The 18,507-nt window shown below is 67.8% G+C and carries 14 protein-coding genes; 1 reads left to right on the forward strand and 13 read right to left on the reverse strand.

Going from position 1 to position 18,507, the window contains the following annotated elements; translation table 11 throughout:
• Window positions 1-15 precede the first annotated feature (15 nt).
• From ACCQ01_RS13525 to ACCQ01_RS13585, 13 genes are all read right to left on the reverse strand, one after another.
• Window positions 16-1,647: a DUF5597 domain-containing protein gene (locus tag ACCQ01_RS13525; protein ID WP_228432236.1), complete on the reverse strand. Its 1,632-nt coding sequence runs from the start codon at window positions 1,645-1,647 to the stop codon at window positions 16-18.
• On the reverse strand, window positions 1,647-3,983 hold the full coding sequence (locus tag ACCQ01_RS13530) for a S9 family peptidase (protein ID WP_228432238.1): 2,337 nt from the start codon (window positions 3,981-3,983) through the stop codon (window positions 1,647-1,649). Before ACCQ01_RS13530 ends, ACCQ01_RS13525 begins: the two co-directional genes overlap by 1 nt.
• A complete protein-coding gene (locus tag ACCQ01_RS13535) occupies window positions 3,973-5,559 on the reverse strand; it encodes an APC family permease (protein ID WP_228432240.1) in 1,587 nt (528 codons plus the stop codon). The genes ACCQ01_RS13530 and ACCQ01_RS13535 overlap by 11 nt, the downstream gene beginning before the upstream one ends.
• 64 nt (window positions 5,560-5,623) lie before the next feature.
• The gene (locus ACCQ01_RS13540) at window positions 5,624-7,477 is read right to left on the reverse strand and encodes a DUF885 domain-containing protein (RefSeq protein WP_228432242.1); all 1,854 of its coding nucleotides are present in this window, start codon (window positions 7,475-7,477) and stop codon (window positions 5,624-5,626) included.
• Window positions 7,474-9,300 (reverse strand): DUF885 domain-containing protein, encoded by a 1,827-nt coding sequence (locus ACCQ01_RS13545; RefSeq protein ID WP_228432244.1) that lies wholly within the window; start codon window positions 9,298-9,300, stop codon window positions 7,474-7,476. The genes ACCQ01_RS13540 and ACCQ01_RS13545 overlap by 4 nt, the downstream gene beginning before the upstream one ends.
• Window positions 9,297-9,722: a hypothetical protein gene (locus ACCQ01_RS13550; RefSeq protein WP_372358806.1), complete on the reverse strand. Its 426-nt coding sequence runs from the start codon at window positions 9,720-9,722 to the stop codon at window positions 9,297-9,299. The genes ACCQ01_RS13545 and ACCQ01_RS13550 overlap by 4 nt, the downstream gene beginning before the upstream one ends.
• 157 nt (window positions 9,723-9,879) lie before the next feature.
• On the reverse strand, window positions 9,880-11,079 hold the full coding sequence (locus ACCQ01_RS13555) for a M24 family metallopeptidase (protein ID WP_228432248.1): 1,200 nt from the start codon (window positions 11,077-11,079) through the stop codon (window positions 9,880-9,882).
• On the reverse strand, window positions 11,076-12,671 hold the full coding sequence (locus ACCQ01_RS13560; RefSeq protein ID WP_228432250.1) for an aldehyde dehydrogenase family protein: 1,596 nt from the start codon (window positions 12,669-12,671) through the stop codon (window positions 11,076-11,078). The genes ACCQ01_RS13555 and ACCQ01_RS13560 overlap by 4 nt, the downstream gene beginning before the upstream one ends.
• 184 nt (window positions 12,672-12,855) lie before the next feature.
• Window positions 12,856-13,764 (reverse strand): dihydrodipicolinate synthase family protein, encoded by a 909-nt coding sequence (locus ACCQ01_RS13565; RefSeq protein WP_228432252.1) that lies wholly within the window; start codon window positions 13,762-13,764, stop codon window positions 12,856-12,858.
• Entirely contained in the window at window positions 13,761-15,074 is a 1,314-nt protein-coding gene (locus ACCQ01_RS13570; protein WP_267132042.1) for an NAD(P)/FAD-dependent oxidoreductase, read from the reverse strand. Before ACCQ01_RS13570 ends, ACCQ01_RS13565 begins: the two co-directional genes overlap by 4 nt.
• Window positions 15,067-15,312 (reverse strand): 2Fe-2S iron-sulfur cluster-binding protein, encoded by a 246-nt coding sequence (locus ACCQ01_RS13575; RefSeq protein ID WP_075287654.1) that lies wholly within the window; start codon window positions 15,310-15,312, stop codon window positions 15,067-15,069. Before ACCQ01_RS13575 ends, ACCQ01_RS13570 begins: the two co-directional genes overlap by 8 nt.
• Complete coding sequence (locus ACCQ01_RS13580) at window positions 15,309-16,538, reverse strand: NAD(P)/FAD-dependent oxidoreductase (protein ID WP_228432256.1); 1,230 nt, start codon at window positions 16,536-16,538, stop codon at window positions 15,309-15,311. Before ACCQ01_RS13580 ends, ACCQ01_RS13575 begins: the two co-directional genes overlap by 4 nt.
• Window positions 16,538-17,476, reverse strand: coding sequence for a proline racemase family protein (locus ACCQ01_RS13585; protein ID WP_011037557.1), 939 nt, complete (start codon window positions 17,474-17,476; stop codon window positions 16,538-16,540). The genes ACCQ01_RS13580 and ACCQ01_RS13585 overlap by 1 nt, the downstream gene beginning before the upstream one ends.
• A 161-nt stretch (window positions 17,477-17,637) precedes the next feature.
• On the opposite strand from ACCQ01_RS13585, the gene ACCQ01_RS13590 reads away from it, so the two are divergent.
• Window positions 17,638-18,354: an AraC family transcriptional regulator gene (locus tag ACCQ01_RS13590; protein WP_011037558.1), complete on the forward strand. Its 717-nt coding sequence runs from the start codon at window positions 17,638-17,640 to the stop codon at window positions 18,352-18,354.
• The last annotated feature ends 153 nt before the right edge of the window (window positions 18,355-18,507 follow it).

The raw sequence follows: 18,507 nt of genomic DNA on the forward strand, positions 1-18,507 counted from the left end.
GCAGCCGCTACGCGTTCAGTAGCTGCCCACCCGCACCCGCAATACCGGCGGCGGTTGGCCAGCCGCATCGGTGCGGCCGAAATTGAGCCCGTAGTCGGTCTGGTCGCCGTTGAGCTGGCGCTCCATCTGCCAGCGCCCGTCGACATACCGGCCCTGCTCCACCTGCAACAGCTGCCCATGACGGGTATCGGCCGCGCTGCGGAAAAATTCAATCCGCGCTGCGGTACCGGTGACCAGGAACTCCTCCGGCCCCTGTTGCAGCACCAGCAGGCGCCCGGCGTGATCGTCGGTGCCGGGCAGGATGGCCGGCGCATCGCCCCACAGCGGCGCGCCAAACGACACCTTGGCCTCCCAGTCACCGAAACGCAGCGTGCGCTGCGGCGCCCCCGGCTGCTCGGCCACCGCTTGCAAGCGGCCATCGAGATTGGCTTGGGCAATCAGGCGTTGCAGCGGCGCCAGCTGGCGAAAGTTGGCCGCGTGCGCGGCAATGGCCGCGCGGTTCGCCTCGCTGTCCGGGTTGCCGTCGATACCGAACACCGAGAACCCGATCCCGCCCTGCCCTAGCACATGAAACAGATACGGCGCCGTCGCCGCCTCGAAGCCGGTCTCCGAGACCCAGGCCGGGTTGTCGGCGCGCGCGTACTGGCCGATGACCTTGGTGTATTCGCCGTAGTCGCTGGTGTAGATGTCGGTGCCGATGAAGTCGATCGACGGCGTGGCCGCGCGCCACAGCGCAAACACATTCACCGTGGCGCCGCCGGAGGGGTAATCCATGCCGGGGTAGCGCTTGCCCTTGTAGCGCAGCCAGGTGTTGACGTAGAGCGGCAACGGATATGCACGCTTGCCCGCTGCGGCCACCTGTTCGATATACGCGGCGGTGGCATGCGCATTGAACGCTTCGGCCGCTTCCGCACCGAATAGCTGCTGCCAACTGCCGGCGGGCTTGCCCAGCGCCGCGGCAATGGCGGCCGGCACCGGTTGCGCGAATGCCGCTTCGCCGGCCGAGCCGTGATCGCGCACGGTGCCGATCGCGCCTGGCTCGTTTTCCACCTGCACCACGATCACGGTGTGGCGGTCGCCATCGACCTTGCGCAGGTGCTGCATCAACGCGGTGAACGCGCGCGCGTCGGACTGCACATTGGCCGCCACATGCGGCGACAGCACGTCCACCGGCTCGCCATTGGCGTCGCGCATGCTCGGGTAAGTCGCGTCGTCGCGCTTGATCCACTCCGGCACGTAATGCATCTGGCCGTTCTTCCAGCTGCCGAACCACAGCAGCGCTACGCGCAGCCCGCGCTTGCGTGCCCCGGCGATCAACGCATCCACATTGGTGGTATCGAACCGCCCTGGCGCCGGCTCGAACTGCTCCCAGTACACCGGCGCTTCCACCGTGTTGGCATGCAGCGCGACCACCTGGTCCAGCGCCTGCGGCAGCACCGCCGGCCAGGCGCTGGAGTTGTGCAGCTGCGCGGCCAGGATGGTGTACGGCGCGCCGTCGACCAGCAAGGCGTGGCGGCCGTTCTGGGTAACGAAACGTGGCAGTTCTTCAGCACTGGCAACACTGGGGCCGCCCAGCAATGCCAGCGTGCAGAGCAGCACCTGCGCAACGCTGCGGCGCACGGCGCCAGGGGAAAGGAACGGGCGCATCAACGGGCCTCCTGGGCAGTGGCATTCCAGCGCGGCGTGGCATCGCCGCGCAGATGGCGAACGAAAAAGTCGTACTGGCGGCGCTGCACGTAGTCGATCGGACCGCTGGAGCGGCCCACCGAATGCTCGCCGCCCGGCACGTTGAGCAGGTCGAAATCCTTGCCGGCCTTGATCAGCGCATCCACCACCTGTGCAGTGGACGCCGGGTCCACATTGCTGTCCTGCTCGCCGACGATCAGCAACACATCGCCCTGCAGCGCTGCTGCATTGACCACGCCCGATGCGGCGGCGTAACTGGCATCCACCGGCCAGCCCATCCACTGCTCGTTCCAGCTGATCTTGTCCATGCGGTTGTCGTAGCAGCCCGCAAACGCCACGCCCACCTTGTAGAACTCCGGGTGGCGTTCGAGCGCGCCCAGGGTGCTCTGCCCGCCGGCGGAGGCACCATAGATGCCCACCCGGCTGATGTCGTACGAGGGATCCTTGGCGGCCAGCGCACGGTGCCAGGCAATGCGATCGGCAAAGCCGGAATCGCCCAGGTTCTTCCACGCCACATCGTGGAAGGCCTTGGAGCGGTTGGCGGTGCCCATGCCGTCGATCATCACCACGATGAAGCCCAGGTCCGCCTGCGCCTGCATGCCGATCTGCTTGTCGCCACCGGAGTGGTAGCCGAACGGCCAGAACGTCTTCGGCACGAAGGCGTCGTGCGGCCCGGCGTAGATGTTCTCGATCACCGGGTAGCGCTTGCGCGGGTCGTAATCGCGCGGGCGCACCACCATGCCCCAGATGTCGGTGCGCCCATCGCGGCCCTTGGCCACGAAGGTCTCCGGCGCGCGCCAGCCGGCGGCCTGCAGTTTATCGATGCTGCCCTGCTCCACCTGCTGCAGCAGGCGGCCATCGATGGCATGCAGCTCCATCACCGGTGGCAGATCAGGGCGCGAATAGGTATCGACGTAATGCTGCCCATCCGGGGCAATCGCCACGTCGTGGTCGGCGTCGCTGTGGGTCAGCCGGGTGAGCTGACGGCCATCGAAATCCACGCTGTAGAGCTGGCGGTAGTACGGGTCCTTGCCGGCATCCATGCCACTGGGGGTGAACCAGATGCGGCGATGTGCATCGTCGACGCGCAGCACATCGCGCACGATCCACGCACCGCGGGTGAGCTGGCGTTTGACCTTGCCGCTGCGGCCGTCGAACAGATACAGATGGCGCCAGCCGTCGCGTTCGGAGATCCACAGGATCTCATCGCCGCGCCCATCGACATCGTGGCGAAAGCTGCGGTCGGCATACACAAACGTGCGCGCGTCCTCGCCCACGGCCACGTGCGCGCGGCCGGTCTGCGCGTCCACCGCAATCACGCGCACGCGTTGAAACCCGCGTTGCACGTACTCGAAACTCACGCTGCGGCTATCGCTGCGCCACTGCAACGGCGACAGCGCATACGGGTTGCCGAACAACGCCGTGTCCACCTCACGTCGGCTGCCATCCAGTGCAAACAGCACCGGCCGCTCCACGTCCACCGCATCGCCCGGCTTTGGGTACAGCTGCGCGTGCACCACCGGCTGCCCGCCACCAGGCGGCGCCGCTTCCACGCGGGTCACCCGCCGCGCATACCCCGGGCGTACGCGGTACACCGCGAAGTGCTGCGAATCCGGCGACCAGGCCACGCTTTCAAGATCATAGAAATCATCGGCGCGTCCGTCGCTGCTCAACCGGGTGCTCTGGCCGTCGGCCACGCACCGCAGCTGCAGATTCCAGCCATCGGCCACCACCTCCCACGCACCATCGGGTGAGCGCCGCGGCGTGGCGTCGGCCGCCACGGCCAGATCGCGCACCACGCCAAACCCGCGTGGGCGCGGCTGCGCGGTGGCAACCACCGGCGCGCATTGGTAGCGGGTCAGTGTGCAGCGCCAGCTGGTCTCGCCGATCTCGAATTCCACTGCGCCATCGGCACGCCCGGCCTCCTGGGCATAGGCAAAACGCTCGAATGGCAGCGTCGTTGCGGTGACGTTGTTGCCGCCGGCAGCAGACAACGCGCGCGCCAGCTGCGCGTGATCGAAGGCGGGCGTTTTCTGCAGCGTCGCCAGGTCTTCGCGCATGAACGCGAAGCCGCCCGGCACGGTTTTGCGGTAGTAGAACGTGTCAGCGTCGTGCCATTGCGCCGGCCAGCTCACGTTTTCGGTCAGGGTCATCCACTGCGCACGCAGGCCCAGCGATCGCTGGTAGTCGGCCACGCTCGGCGCGGCTTGCGCCGCAGCGGTGAGCAGCACCGCGCAGGCAACCACGCCGCGCAGCCACTGCCGCATGCAGGTGCGCTTGCATCCGTCACTCACCATCGTCCTCCTCCAGCGCCAGTTCGTCGCTGCGCAGGCCGCTACGCGCACCCCAGTGATAGATGCAGAAAGCGATCACCGCCACGCTCAGCGTATCGAACGGATGCGCGATCCAGCCATGGCCACCGAAGGTGCCCGCCCACGACACCGTCATCACCAGCACGAAAAACACGATCAGCCACAGTGACGCGCGGACCTGGCGCAACAGCCGGGCCCTGCCCGCACGCGATGGCAGGCGATACAGCACGTACGCCGCGAACGCGAGCACCTGCAGGCCCAGCAGCCAGGACAGCGTGGGCCAGGTGGACCAGTACACGATCAGCGCAGCCACCACGAACGACAGCGGCCCCAGCACCGCAAATCCGCGCACGCGGAACGGCCGCGCCAGGCCGGGCGCACTGCGCCGCAGCGCGGCCACCGTGACCGGCGCCACCGCATAGCTCAGCACCAACGCGGCCGACACCACGCCAATCAAGGTTTCCCAGGACGGGAATGGCAAGGTCCAGAAGATCGACAACCCCAGGCTCAGCCACAACGCCGGCCGCGGGATGCCCGAGGCCGGATCCACCCGCGTCAACACCGGCAGAAACCCGCCGCTGCGCGCCCAGCCGTACACCACGCGCGGCGTGGCATTCATGTAGATATTGCCGGTGCCGCTGGGCGACACCATCGCATCGCAGATCACCAGCGCAGCCAGCCATGCCATGCCCAGCGCCAGCGCGATGTCGTGGTACGGCAGCGAAAACGCCTTGTCGATGCCACTCCAGCCCTGCGCCAGTTGCGCGGCCGGAATGCTGCCCAGAAAGGCAAGTTGCAACAGCACGTAGATCACCGTGGACAGCGCCACCGACAGGATCAAGGCAATCGGAATATTGAGTTGCGGGTTGCGCACCTCGCTGGCCACCGAGACGATCGGGGTGAGCCCCAGGTACGCAAAGATGATGCCGCCGGCGGAGATCGCCGCTTCCACACCCGCCATGCCCGAGGGTGCGAAGCCATGCACGCTCAGGTTGTCGGCATTGAAGTGCTTCATCAGCAGCACGATGACCAGGATCGGCACCAGGAACTTGAAGATGCTGACGATGTTGTTGGCCAGCGCGAAGGTCTTGACGCTGAAGTAATTAAGCGCAAAGAACAGCAGCAACAATGCCAGTTGCACCAGCCAGCCCAGCAGGCTGGGATGCGTGCTGCCGGCCTGGCTAAGCGCCGGAAACCAGGCCGCCGCGTACTGCCGCGCCGCTTCCACTTCGATTGCGATCAGGCTGGAAAACGCAATCAACGTGATGAAGCCGGTCAACGACCCGAGCAAGGGCCCATGCGAGTACTCGGGGTAGCGCACCACGCCGCCGGCGCGTGGCAACGCGGCGCCGAGTTCGCAATACACCAGCCCCAGCAACAACACCGCGATGCCGCCAAGAATCCACGACACGATGCCGGCCGGACCGGCGATCGAGGACACGTGGCTGGCGGAAAACAACCAGCCCGAGCCGAAGATCGAGCCCAGCCCGATGAAGGTCAGGTCGGTCAGGCTGAGCCGCTTGTGGAACTTGCCCTGTGCGCTCGCACCGTGTGTGGTCATACGTCACCCCCAGAGAGGAAAGCAGTGAAACCGCGCGGCCTGCGCCGGCATGAGGCAAGACAACTCAGTCGCTGGCCGACACCTTGGCATCGGAGCCGGCGCGCGGATCCGGATACGGCGATGCGCCACCATCGGCGATGAAGCGATCGATCCGCGCTTCCAGCACCGGCAAAGGCACCGAGCCGGTCTGCAGCACCGCATCATGGAAGTGGCGCAGGTCGAACGTCTCGCCCAGTGCCGCCTCTGCCTTGCTGCGCAGCTCAAGAATCTTCAACTCGCCCAGGTAATACGACAGCGCCTGGCCCGGCCAGGCGATGTAGCGATCCACCTCGGTGGTCACTTCGTGCTCGCTGAGCGCGGTGTTGTCGCGCAGATACGCGATCGCCTGCGCACGCGTCCAGCCCTGGTGGTGGATGCCGGTGTCGATCACCAGCCGGCAGGCACGCCACATCTGGTAGGTGAGATAGCCGAAGCGGTCGTACGGCGTCGCGTACATGCCCATTTCCTGGCCCAGATATTCCGAGTACAGCGCCCAGCCCTCGCCATAGGCGGAGATGTAGCTGTAGCGCCGGAACTCCGGCAGATCCTGCGCTTCGGCGGCCAGCGGCATCTGCAACGCATGGCCGGGCGAGGATTCGTGCAAGGTCAGCGCGGTGAGGTTGTACAGCGGGCGCGATGGCAGGTTGTAGGTGTTGACCAGATAGATGCCCGGCCCACCGCGGCCACCGGTGTAAAACGGTGCCAGCTCCGGCGGCACCGGCTCGATGGCGAAGCGTTGCCGCGGCAGGCGGCCGATGTAGTCGCCGACCTTGGCGTCGACGCGCTTGGCGATCCAGGCCGCCTGCTTGAGCAGCTCCTCCGGCGTCTTGGCATAGAACCGCGGATCGGTGCGCAAGAACTGCAAAAACGCAGGAAACACCGCCTGCCCGGCCGGCGGCTTGAAGCCGCTGGCCACGATGGTCTGGTCCATCTGCGTACGCAGCTTGGCCACTTCCTGCAGGCCAATCTGATGGATCTGCTCCGGGCTCAGATCCAGCGTGGTGAACTCCCGGATCTGCGCGCGGTAGTAGGCCGCGCCATCGGGCAGCGCTTCGCCAGCCAGGGTGTCGCGGGCGCGTGGCTGATACTCCTCGCGTATGAAGCTGAGCAGCTTGGCGTACGCCGGCACCACGTGTTGGGCGATGACCTGCAGCGCCTGCTGCCGCAACTGGGCCTGCTCGGCGGCCGAGAGGGTGGCCGGCATCTGCTTGAACGGTGCGTAGAACGGATTGGCCTCGCCCTTGGCCTGCACCACGTCGGCAATGGACTGATCGCGCCCGGTCAAGGTGACCCTGGGCTGGCTGAAACCGCGCGCCAGGCCGTCGCGCATGTTGTCGGTCTGCTCACCGAAGTAGCGCGGAATATCGGCCAGCATCTTCAGATAGCGCTGGTAATCCTGGCGCGTGCGCAAGGTGGCCTCGGCACTGAAGCCCAGGTCGCTCCAGAACGCCGAGTCGCTATTGAACGGCATCTCCCAGGCGCGGAAATGCTGCTGGTCCAGCAGCACGTTGAGCTGCTGGCGATACACCTGCGCGTTCACCTGATCCTCGGCCGAGAGCTGCGCCATCGGAATCGCATCCAGCTCCTTGAGCACCTGTTGCCAGTACGCGGTGCGCATCTGCTGCGTGGCCACGTCGACCTTGGGCAGGTGATCGGCTGGGCCACTCTGGGTGGCCTTATTGTCTTCGTCCACCGCACCCGCCAGCTGCGCCTGCCGCCAGCGCCATTCGCGCGTGTACAACGCCTTGAAGCGCTGCGCAGCGGATGTCTGCGCAACCGACGCCGGTGCCGCCGCCTGCACGGGCGCAACCACGCTGCACAGGCTGGCTGCGATCATGCTGCTCAGGACGCTGGCGCGCAACACGGTCAGTGCGCTCATCCGCGTGCATCCCGCGTGGCAATGGCCGCTTTCGATTGCACGATCCACGCACGCACGCGCTGTTGCAGCATCGCCAGCGGCATTGCGCCACCACCCAGCACCGCATCATGGAAACCACGGATATCGAAATGCGTGCCCAGTTCTTTTTCGGCTTCGGCACGCAAGGCCAGGATCTGCAACTGACCCAGTTTGTACCCCAGCGCCTGGCCCGGCCAGACGATGTAGCGGTCGGTTTCGGACTGGATGCTCGGCTCGTCGTCGGACGGATGCGCGTGGAAGAAATCCACCATCTGCTGGCGGTTCCAGCGCTTGTAGTGCACGCCGGTATCGAGCACCAGGCGATTGGCGCGCAGCAGCTCGCCGGAGAGCCGCCCGTAATCGTTGTACGGGTCCTTGAAGAAGCCGATGTCCTTGCCCAACCGCTCGGCATACAGCGCCCAGCCTTCGATGTAGGCGTTGTAGCCGGCCTGCTGGCGGAACGGTGGCAGCGGCAACGTCTGCGCAAGCGAGATTTGCAGGTGATGGCCCGGCACGCCCTCATGGTAGGCGGTGGTTTCGATATTGATCAGCGTGCGGCTGGCGTAGTCGCTGGTGTTGACCTTCACGATGGCCGGCTTGCTGCCTTCCGGATTGCCCTGCCAGTACTCGGCGCCCGGTGCGGTCCGCCGGAACGCCGGCATCGCCTGCACCTCCAGCGCAACCGTGGGCAGCTTGCCGAACAGCTTGGGCAACTCCGGCTGCATCGCGGCGATGTACTGCCGGTATTGCTGCAGGATCTGCTCGCCGGATTTGGCGAAGTGGCGTTTGTCGGCGTCCACCGCCTTGCGGAAGCTGGCCAGGTCCGGGTAACCCTGCGCCTTGGCGATGACGGCCATCTCGCCTTCGATGCGCGCCACCTCCTTCAAGCCGATCTGATGGATCTCCTCCGGCACCATGTCAGTGGTGGTCTGGGTGTGGATGGCGTAGCGGTAGCGGCGCTCGCCATCGGGCAGCGACCAGATGCCTTCCTGCGCGCGCCCCTGCGCGGCGTATTCGTCACGCACGAATGCTGCCAGGCGTGAGTAGGCGGGCCTTACCTGCTGGTCGATTGCTGCAATCAGCTGTGTGCGTAACGCAGCGCGCTGGTCGGCCGGCACCGCGCCGTCGAGCTTCTTCAATGGCGAGGCGAACGGGCTCTGCGCGCCCTGCATCGCGGCGATCTTGTCGATCTGCTCCGGCAGCCGTTCGAGCAGGTAGCGCGGCTGCACCAATCCATCCTTCGCCCCCTGGCGCGACACCGCGATGACCTGGTCGATCACGGTAGGAATCGCCTTCAGCCGGGTGATGTAGTCCTGGTAGTCCTTGGCGTTCTCGAACGCAAACGCATCGCCGTACCCGGCCAGCGCCAGCTGGATACCGCCGACCGGCTCCAGCGGCATTTCATAGGTTTTGAGGTCGAGCCCTTCCAGCCGGTCGCGCAGTTGGCCGAGCATCATCTGCAGGCTGAGTTGGCGCTGCTCGTCCAACGCCTTGGCGTCGACCGCCTCGAACTTGCGCAGTAATGCGGCCGTGGCAACGCGCTCGGCCTGCGCGGCCTCCAACGAATAGTCGCTCCAGCGATCGTTGTAGCGCTTGTCGCCGATGATGCTGGCAAATTCCGGGCTGTGCTGCAGCTGGTATTGCCATTGCTGATCGAGCAACGCATCGAAGGCTTTGGCCGCCTGTTCGTTGGTGGGTGCAGGCGCTGCGGCGGCGGCGGTGCTTGCACCGGGCGTTGCCGGTTTGCAGGCAGTGAACAGCACAGCGGCAAGCAGGCTGACAACGACAGGACGCAATACATTCATGCATTCACTCCGAAAAAGACGCGGCCCATCGGCACCGCAGGAGCGCGCTGGCGCGCGATGAAGCTGTCCCGGTAACGCCGCATCGCGCGCAAGCGCGCTCCTACGACATCCAGGTCGTTTTTGCGCGTGGCGGCCGCCCGATCACTGCAGCGGTGCAAGGTGAACAGCGCAGCAGCGAGCAGGCTGGCAACAACAGGGCCCACTACATTCATGCATCCACTCCAGGAAACGCGAACCACCGGCACCGTAGGAGCGCGCTTGCGCGCGATGAAGCTCTCCCGGTAATGCCGCATCGCGCGCAAGCGCGCTCCTACGACATCCAGGTCGTTTTTGCGCGTGGCGCCCGCTAGATCAGTGCGGCGGTGCAAGGTGAACAGCGCAGCGGCAAGCAGGCTGACAACAACAGGGCGCAACACGTTCATGCATTCACTCCAAGAGACGCGACCCACCGCACCGTAGGAGCGCGCTTGCGCGCGATGAAGCTCTCCCGGTAACGCCCAATCGCGCGCAAGCGCGCTCCTACTAGATCGACCGGACCATGCCGATCACCGCACCAGCGCACCGCGCGCGTGTGCTGGCTCATGCAAACGGTTGATCGATCGCCACCGACGGCGGCGTGAACCACTGCGCGCCGGCGTCGGTGACATAAAAATGGTCTTCCAGGCGCACACCGAACGCGCCCGGCACCACAATCATCGGTTCGTTGCTGGCGCACATGCCCGGCTGCAATGGCTGGCGATTGCCGCGCACCAGATACGGCGCCTCGTGGATCGCCAGGCCGCAGCCATGCCCGGTGCGGTGCGGCAACCCGGGCAAGCGGTAATCCGGCCCCAACCCGGCCGCCTGCAACACCTCGCGCGCCGCCTGGTCAACCGCCTCGCACGCCACACCCGGGCGCACCGCGGCAAACGCGGCCGCCTGCGCCGCCAATTCCAGCTCCCAGATGTGCTGCTGCGCGTCGCTGGGCGTGCCGTAGATCCAGGTGCGGGTAATGTCGGAGTGGTAGCCCTGCACGGTGCAGCCGGTATCGATCAACACCAGCTCGCCGGCCCGCAGATGCTGCACGCCGGGAATGCCATGCGGAAATGCGGTGGCATGACCAAACTGCACGATGCAAAAAGTGGAGCCGTTATCTGCACCCAGCGCGCGGTGCGCTTCGTCGATGAAGCGCACCAGTTGGTCGGTGCCGATGCCTTCGTGCGCAATTCCGGCGGCCAGCCGCTGCACCAGTAGCGTCATGTCGCAGGCCTGCTGCATCAACGCCAGCTCCGCCGGCGACTTGCACATGCGGCAGCCATCGATGATGGCGCCGGCATCGCGGATCGCGGTGCCCAGGTGCGCGCGCAAACCGGTGTGCACCGCGAAGGCGATGCCCGGGTCCAGCGCCAGGGCATGCGCATGCTGCTCATCCATGGCCTGCACCACCAGCGCATACGGGTCTTCGTGCTCTTCCCACAGGCGCTTGCGCACCGGGAGTTGCAGCACCGCATCCAGCGAGCCTTCTTCAAAGGCCGGGCAGATCAGCACCGGGTCGCCCTCGGTGGTGAGCAACAGCGCCACCAGCCGCTCGCTGGCGCCCCACGGCACGCCGCTGAAATAGCGCAACGAGGTGCCCGCGCCGATCAGCAAGGCATCCACGCCCTGCGCGCGCATCAGCACGCGTGCGCGCTCGATGCGCTGCTGGTATTCGTCTGCGCCGATCGGCGCTGCCCGCTGCGTCCACGGCGCCAGCTGCGCTCGGGCCTGGTCCAGCGACATCCCGCCGATCTGCGTGCTCATGCATGCGCCCCGAGGTCTGCGCTGCTCCACTGCCCATCCACCAGGCGCGCCACACCGCCCGGGTTGCGCTGGCGCAGCTCCACTGGCAGCAGCGCATCCGGCACGGCGTCATAGCTGTGCAAGGCGGCAAACCGGCGGATTGCGCCCGGCATGCCCACGGCAGTGAAGCCCGGATGCCCGGTGCTGGGGAACGGCCCACCATGATTCTGCGCGGCACTCACCGCCACGCCGGTCGGCATCTTGCTGTTGATCAACCGGCCCACGCGTGCGCGCAGCACCGGCGCGATCTGTTGCCAGGCGGCATCGTCACTGCCATCGCTGGCGCGGTACAGCGTGCCGGTGAGGTTGCCTTCGAATGCGGCGGCCACCTGCACCATCTGGGCGCTGTCGCGCGTGCGCACCAGCAGGCTCACCGGGCCAAAGGCTTCGGTCTGCAGCGCGTGCGGCGCGGCGATGAAGGCGTCTGCTTCCACGCTGAGCAAGGTTGGCGCATAGCGGTAGCCGCCCTCGCCCGCCGCTGCCCCGGCCAGCACCTGGGCACCGGCCGCGCGCAAGGTCTCCACGCCGCGGCGCACGCCATCCACGCCGCCTTGCGAAAACAGCACCATCGGTGCGGCGCCGGCAAAGTGCGCGGTGGCCGCGGCCACCAGTGCATCGCCCGCCTCGCCGTGCGGCACCACCAGCACGCCGGGATTGGTGCAGAACTGGCCGCTGCCCAGCGTGCACGAGGCGAAGAATTCCTGTGCCAGTGCGGCGCCACGTTCGGCCACCGCGCCGGGCAGCAGGAACACCGGGTTGACGCTGGACAACTCGGCGTAGAACGGCACACCGGCGGCATCGGCGGCGGCCTTCAGCGCCAGGCCACCGGCACGGCTGCCGGTGAAACCGATCGCCCCCAGCCGCGCATCGCCGGCCAGGCGCAGGCCAAGCGCGTTGTCGAAGTGATACAGCAACTGCACCGCCGCGGCCGGCAGCCCGGCAGTCAACAGCGCCTGATGCGCCAACTCGGCCATGCGCTGGCTGGTGGCCGGATGCAGCGGATGCGCCTTGGCGATCAACGGATTGCGCGCCGCAATCGCCGAAGCGAAATCGCTGCCGGCAATCGCGTTGAACGCAAACGGAAAGTTATTCGGCCCGAACACCAGCACCGGCTTGCCCAGCGGCGCCAGATGCGAGCGCAGATCGGCAGCGGTATCGATGATGGGCTGCGTCCAGCTATAGCTGCGCACCGCCTGGGCGGCCTGGCGTAGCTGCCCGCTGGTGCGCGGCAGTTCGTTGCCGCGCAAACGCGTGGGCGCCGGCAGTGCGGTTTCGGCATGGGCCAGCGCTACCAGGGTGTCGGCATCGGCGTCCAGCGCATCCGCGTAGGCGTCCAGAAACGCGGCGATCCGTTCGGCCGGTGCGGCGGCAAGCTCGGCAGCCACCGCGTGCGCCGCCGCAACGGCGGTGTCGATATCGCCGCCACCGCTGACCGGGAACTGCGGCCCGATCGCCTCGCCAGTGGTGGGGTCGGCAGCGCGAAAACTGCCGGCGGCATCGCGGCTGGCTTGCCATTGGCCGGCCAGCAGCACGGGTTGGAGAGTCTGGGTCATCGCGGCACCTTCGGTTACGTGGAAGCGCCCGCACGCAGCACGGGCGATCGAACGGCGGATGAGGGTAACGCGCCTGCGACGTGCCACCCGTTTGAATCGTGGACCACCACCGGCACCGGCCCATGCAACGCAGCACGCACCGCGGCTGCGTCAAACAAGGCCGCGCGACGGCAGCGGCGCGTGCTCATTGCACGCTCGGCGCGGTGGCGATGGCGTGGTCGATCACCTTCAGCGCTGCCTCGCGCTCGGCACCGTCCACCACCAGGCGTGGCGCGCGAACACGCTCGCTGCCCAGGCCCACCTTTTCCTGCACCAGTTTGATCAGCTGCACGAACTTGGGCACGGTGTCCAGGCGCAGCAGCGGCAGGAACCAGTCGTACAGTTCCTTGGCTGCGGGGTAGCCGCCGTCGCGCGCCAGCTCGAACAGGCGTACCGACTCTTTCGGATATGCATTGACCAGCCCGGCGATCCACCCCTTGGCGCCCATGCTCAGGCCTTCGACGATGGCATCGTCCATGCCGACCAGCAGCGCCAGACGATCGCCCAGCAATTCCTGCAGCGCGGCGAAGCGGCGCACATCGCCGGAAGATTCCTTTACTGCCTGCAGATTGGGGAATTCGGCCGCCAGCTCGGCGATCTGTGCCGGGCCGAAATCGGTCTTGTAGGCCACCGGGTTGTTGTAGAGGATCACCGGCAGATCGGTGGCGGCGATCACTGCACGCACATGCGCGCCCATCTCGCGCCAGTCGGTGGAATACACGTACGGCGGCAACACCATCAGCCCGCCGCAGCCCAGTTCCTTTGCCGCTTTTGCCAGCGCCACCGCCTCGCCCGTGGCCAGGCTGGCGATGCCCGGCACCACCGGCACGCGGCCCTGCAAGGCCGTCACCAACGTCTTGAGGATGGCGAGCTTGTCGTCCACGCTCAAGGTGGCGGCTTCGCCCAGCGAGCCCAGCGGCACGATCGCGGTGCAGCCGGCGTCCACCAGTTGATTGGCGTGCTTGCCCAGGAAGTCGTGGTCGATGTCGCCGTTGGCGGTGAACGGGGTGGTGATGGCCGGCAACACGCCGTGCCAGAACGCAGCAATGCTCATGGATGATTCCCTTGCGAGTCGGAAGTGAAGGAGTCGGCCAGCGCCGCGAGGCGGACCGGGAACAACGGCGGCCGGCGGCCGGCGTCGGTGGAAAGTGCGGGCAGGCAGCGGCCCAGCTCGGACAGCGCGCTGCCGCAGATGCGGCCCTGGCAGGCGCCCATGCCGCAGCGCGAGGCCAACTTCGCATCGCGTGCATCGTTGAACGGGTCCAGCGCGCCCAGCGGCACGTCTTCGCAGCGGCACACCAGCGTGTCCGGTTGGGCCAGGCGGCGAATGCGCGGATCAAGCGCGAAGTGCTGCTGCAACAGGGCGGCGAAGGCACGCGCCTTAAGCCGTTGCGGTTGCAGGTGCTGCGCTGCGTCCGGCACGTCGGCGGCCATGTGCCCGGCCATCGCACCTTCGATCAACGCGCAATCGCGCCCGCCGATCCCACAGGCTTCGCCAGCGGCAAACACCTGCGCCACGCTGGTGCGCAGTAGCGCATCCACCTGTACCTGCTGGTGCGCACCGCACGGCTCCAGCTGGCAGCCCAGCAACTGCGCCAGTTCGACATTCGGCACCAGCCCGTACCCCACTGCGAGCTGATCGCAGGCCATGCGGCTGCGCCCGGCAGGGCCGTCGATCTCGACTTCGCGCAACTGGCTGTCGCCATGAGCCGCAACCACCACGCTGCCGCTGCGGTAGGCCACCGCATGCAGCTGCAGCCGCAGTGCCACCGCCTGCGCGGCCTTGCCCGGCCAGCGCCACAACTGCAGCGCGAAGCCGCGCAGCGCCGCCGCGCTGGCTTGGTCGTGAATGCCCAGCACCTGCGCACCGTGCCGCTGCAAGGTGGCCGCGCTGGCCAGCAGCAACGGCCCGCTGCCGGCCACCAGCACACGCTTGCCGCACACCGGCCAGCCTTGCTTGGTCAGCGCTTGCGCCGCACCGGCGCCGGTCACGCCGGGCAATGTCCAGCCGGGGAACGGCAGCATCAGTTCCCGCGCGCCGGTGGCCAGCACCAGCGCGGCGTAATGCAGTTGCACGCTGCCCTGCGCGCCGTCGGCCAACAGCCAGCCCGGTTGCGCCAGCACGATCTGCAGCCCGGTGAGCAGCGTGATCGCCGCGTCGCCGGCCACCTGCGCCAGCAGCGTGCGTGCATCGGCCGGCGCACCGTGCTGCACGTCGCTGCGCCACACCTGCCCGCCTGCGCGCGGCTGGGCATCCACCACGCCCACCTGCACGCCGTGGCTGGCGGCCGCCCGTGCCGCCGCCAGCCCGGCCGGGCCAGCGCCGATCACCAACACATCGAAATGGCGCACGCGCTCAGCCATCGGTACGCACCTGCATGCCATCGCGCGCGTCCACCATGCACGCACGTTGCTGGCCGATGCCGTCGATGCGTACCCGACACTCGAAGCACACGCCCATGCCGCACAGCGGTGCGCGCGGCTGACCGCTCGCCGACTGGCGAAACTGCAGCGTTGCCTGCGCCACGGCGGCCGCAACACTGGCGCCCAGCGGCACCTCCACCGGCTGCGCATCCACATGCAGGCGCACCGTGCCGCTCATGCCGCCACGCCCTGCACCGCGCGGGCGGGCGCATAGGGCGCCGGGTCGATCGCCGGTGTGCGCCCGAGCAGGCTGTCCACGATCACCCGTGCGCTCCCCAGCGCCGTGGTAACCCCCAAGCCTTCGTGGCCGGCCGCCACCCACACATCGCGCCGGCCCGGCACCGGCCCCAGATACGGCCGGCCATCCGGGGTGGCCGGGCGCAAGCCGGTCCACACCCGGATCGCCTGCAGCTCGCGCAATACCGGCAGATACGCGAAGGCGCGTTGCAGCATCTGCTGCAGGATCGGCATCGACAGCGTGCGGTCGTCCGCGCCGTATTGGCGCGAGGAGCCGATCAGGATCTGCCCGGTCGGCCGCGGTTGCACATTAAAGGCCACGCTGCTGTCGTCGGCGCCATGTGCGGAATCCGCATAGCCCAGTTCCAGCAACTGATGCCGGATCAAGCCCGGATGGCGGTCGGTGATCACCAGATGGCCCTTGCGCGGGCGCAACGCCAGTTCGGGCAACAAGGCGGGCAAGGCGACGCCGCTGGCGACCAGCACCGGGCCGGCCAGCACCTGCCCATCGTCCAGACGCACGCCGCCCGCCTGCAGCTGCTCGACCTTGCGGCCGGCGAACAAGTGCGCGCCTGCCGTGCAAGCCAGGCTCACCAGATGCCGCGCCACCCGCGGCGGATACACCACTGCCTCGTCAGGTACACGCATGCCGCCAGCCAGGCCGGGCACCAGGTGTGGCTCCAGCGCATAGAGCTGCGTGGCATCGATCGCTTCGGCACGCAGGTCGGCGGCGGCCAGCCGCGCAATCTTGGCCGGCACTGCCGCCAGTTCGCGCGCATCGCGGGCCACCCACAGCGTGCCGCACCGGCTGAATTCGGCCTCGCTCAACTCGGCAAACCGCTCCCACAGGCGCAGCGAATACGCCGACAAGGCCAGCTCGGCGGGGTCGTCGTCCATCGCCACCAGGTGCCCCATCGCCGCGGCAGTGGAGCCACCGCCGATCGGCCCCGGTTCCACGATCGCCACGCGCAAGCCCTCGGCGGCGGCGGACTCCGCGCAGGCCGCGCCAACGATGCCGGCGCCCACCACGATCAGGTCGTAGCTGCGGCGCGTTGAAGCGGCCGTGGCGTGCGTGTCGCTATGTGATGGCGGTGCGGCTTCGGGCACGGCAATCGCCGCAGCAGGCGCTGCGCCGGTACCGCCCTGCGCGCGCGGTGGCGGCTGCATCAGGCCACGATGCCCCAGGCGAATGGGTCGGCCGGGTCAATCAGCAGTTGCGACCGCGCGGTGATGAACGCATGCCCGCTGATCCGCGGCGCAATGCCACGCCCGCTGTGCCGGTAGCTGCCTTCGAACGCACTGCCCAGGATGCCTTGCTGCAGCCAGCGCTCGCCTTCGGCCAGCTTGCCGTCGGCGGCCAGGCAGGCCAGCTTCGCACTGGTGCCGGTGCCGCACGGCGAGCGGTCGTAGGCCAGGCCGGGGCACAGCACAAAGTTGCGTGCCGCGCCGCTGCCGTCCGGGGCCACGCCGCTGATCTCGATATGGTCGATCTCCCCACCCGCCTCGCCGGTGATGCCGGCCGCTTCCAGGGCCAGGCGGATCGCCTCGGTGTAGGCGGTGAGTTCGCGCTGCTGAGCCAGGCCCAACGCGCACGGCGCCTGCTCGGTGATGAAGAACCAATTTCCGCCCCAGGCCACGTCACCGCGCACGCGGCCATGCCCGGGCACGTCCACTTCCACGCCAGCGGCGTGGCGGTAGCTTTCGACGTTGTCGATCGACACCGTGCCGTCGTCGGCCAGCGCCACGCCCACCGTGCCTACCGGCGTCTCGATGCGGTGCTGCCCCGGCGCGATGCGGCCCAGTTCGGCCAGCGTGCGCACCACGCCGATGGTGCCGTGCCCGCACATGCCCAGGTAGCCGACGTTGTTGAAGAAGATCACCCCGGTGCAGGCGCTCGGGTCGCGTGGCGGCAGCAGCAAGGCGCCCACCATGGTGTCCGAGCCGCGCGGCTCGCAGGCAATGGCACTGCGCCAGTGGTCGAAGTCGCTGCGGAAGCGCTCGCGGCACTGCGCCAGGTCGCCATCGCCCAGGTCGGGGAAGCCGGCCAGGACCACGCGGGTCGGTTCGCCTGCGGTATGGGAGTCGATGACGTCGATGGTGTGCATGCCGCCATGCTCCCATCCGTGGCGCGCGGGCGACTAGCGCGCAATGCGAGGCGCAAATGCGGAAATCCGCACAATCGCCAACCTGATTCACAGCCGCGCGTTTGCGCTAGGATCGGGGTCGGGCCGCGCCTTTCGCGCGACCGTCAAATGCGACCGCCACGATGACCCCGATGGACCTCAACCTGCCCGCGCTGGAAATGCAGACGTTGTTCGACGCGCTGCCGGATGTGGTGTTCTTCATCAAGGATGGCGAAGGCCGCTACACCCATTGCAACCTCACCCTGGTGCGCCGGCTCGGGCGCAAGCTGCGCAGCGAGATCATCGGCCGCTCGCCGCTGGAGGTGTTCCCGCTGCCGCTGGGTGGCAGCTACATGATGCAGGACCGCCGCGTGCTGTGTGGCGAGCTCATCGACAACCAGCTGGAAGTGCACCTGTATCCCAATCGCCTGCCGGGTTGGTGCCTCACCTTCAAGCGCCCGCTGTGCGAAGGCGACGAGGTGATTGGAGTGGTCGGCATTTCGCGCGATCTTGGCCAGCCGGACAGCCGTCACTCGGCGTACGAGCGCCTGAGCCAGGTGATGGACCACATGCAGGCCAACTTCGGCGACAACCTGCGCGTGCAGGCGCTGGCCGACCTGGCCGGGTTGTCGGTGGCGCAGCTGGAACGGCATTTCCGCCGCGTGTTCCAGGTGACGCCGCAGCAACTGCTGACCAAGTTACGCATCGAATCGGCGATGCGCCTGCTGTATGGCGACGACAGCATTGCCAGCATCGGCCAGCGCTGCGGCTTTGCCGACCAGAGCGCATTCGCGCGGCAATTCAAGGCCACGGTGGGCATGACCCCGCGCGACTACCGGGCGCTGAAAGGCCAGCTCTAAGACCGCGGCAATACGCCTTGACCGCGTGTGCCGCAGATGCAGAATTCGGCAGGATTACAGCCGGCCTGCGAGCCCCGTGGCGCTGGCTGCGCTGAAGGACGCGTCAAGGGCCGGACCGGGCCCGGATGGTAGAATTCCGCGTTTCCCCTACTG

The organism is Xanthomonas sp. NCPPB 4037, assembly GCF_041475695.2.
GTDB lineage: Bacteria > Pseudomonadota > Gammaproteobacteria > Xanthomonadales > Xanthomonadaceae > Xanthomonas > Xanthomonas campestris.

Excerpts from the sequence above, each read along its gene's own strand:
- ACCQ01_RS13540 (WP_228432242.1), bottom strand. The coding sequence starts at position 7,477 with ATGAGCGCACTGACCGTGTTGCGCGCCAGCGTCCTGAGCAGCATGATC.
- ACCQ01_RS13530 (WP_228432238.1), bottom strand. The coding sequence starts at position 3,983 with ATGGTGAGTGACGGATGCAAGCGCACCTGCATGCGGCAGTGGCTGCGC.
- ACCQ01_RS13555 (WP_228432248.1), bottom strand. The coding sequence starts at position 11,079 with ATGAGCACGCAGATCGGCGGGATGTCGCTGGACCAGGCCCGAGCGCAG.
- ACCQ01_RS13590 (WP_011037558.1), top strand. The coding sequence starts at position 17,638 with ATGACCCCGATGGACCTCAACCTGCCCGCGCTGGAAATGCAGACGTTG.
- ACCQ01_RS13565 (WP_228432252.1), bottom strand. The coding sequence starts at position 13,764 with ATGAGCATTGCTGCGTTCTGGCACGGCGTGTTGCCGGCCATCACCACC.
- ACCQ01_RS13570 (WP_267132042.1), bottom strand. The coding sequence starts at position 15,074 with ATGGCTGAGCGCGTGCGCCATTTCGATGTGTTGGTGATCGGCGCTGGC.
- ACCQ01_RS13585 (WP_011037557.1), bottom strand. The coding sequence starts at position 17,476 with ATGCACACCATCGACGTCATCGACTCCCATACCGCAGGCGAACCGACC.
- ACCQ01_RS13575 (WP_075287654.1), bottom strand. The coding sequence starts at position 15,312 with ATGAGCGGCACGGTGCGCCTGCATGTGGATGCGCAGCCGGTGGAGGTG.
- ACCQ01_RS13545 (WP_228432244.1), bottom strand. The coding sequence starts at position 9,300 with ATGAATGTATTGCGTCCTGTCGTTGTCAGCCTGCTTGCCGCTGTGCTG.
- ACCQ01_RS13535 (WP_228432240.1), bottom strand. The coding sequence starts at position 5,559 with ATGACCACACACGGTGCGAGCGCACAGGGCAAGTTCCACAAGCGGCTC.
- ACCQ01_RS13580 (WP_228432256.1), bottom strand. The coding sequence starts at position 16,538 with ATGCAGCCGCCACCGCGCGCGCAGGGCGGTACCGGCGCAGCGCCTGCT.
- ACCQ01_RS13560 (WP_228432250.1), bottom strand. The coding sequence starts at position 12,671 with ATGACCCAGACTCTCCAACCCGTGCTGCTGGCCGGCCAATGGCAAGCC.
- ACCQ01_RS13550 (WP_372358806.1), bottom strand. The coding sequence starts at position 9,722 with ATGAACGTGTTGCGCCCTGTTGTTGTCAGCCTGCTTGCCGCTGCGCTG.
- ACCQ01_RS13525 (WP_228432236.1), bottom strand. The coding sequence starts at position 1,647 with ATGCGCCCGTTCCTTTCCCCTGGCGCCGTGCGCCGCAGCGTTGCGCAG.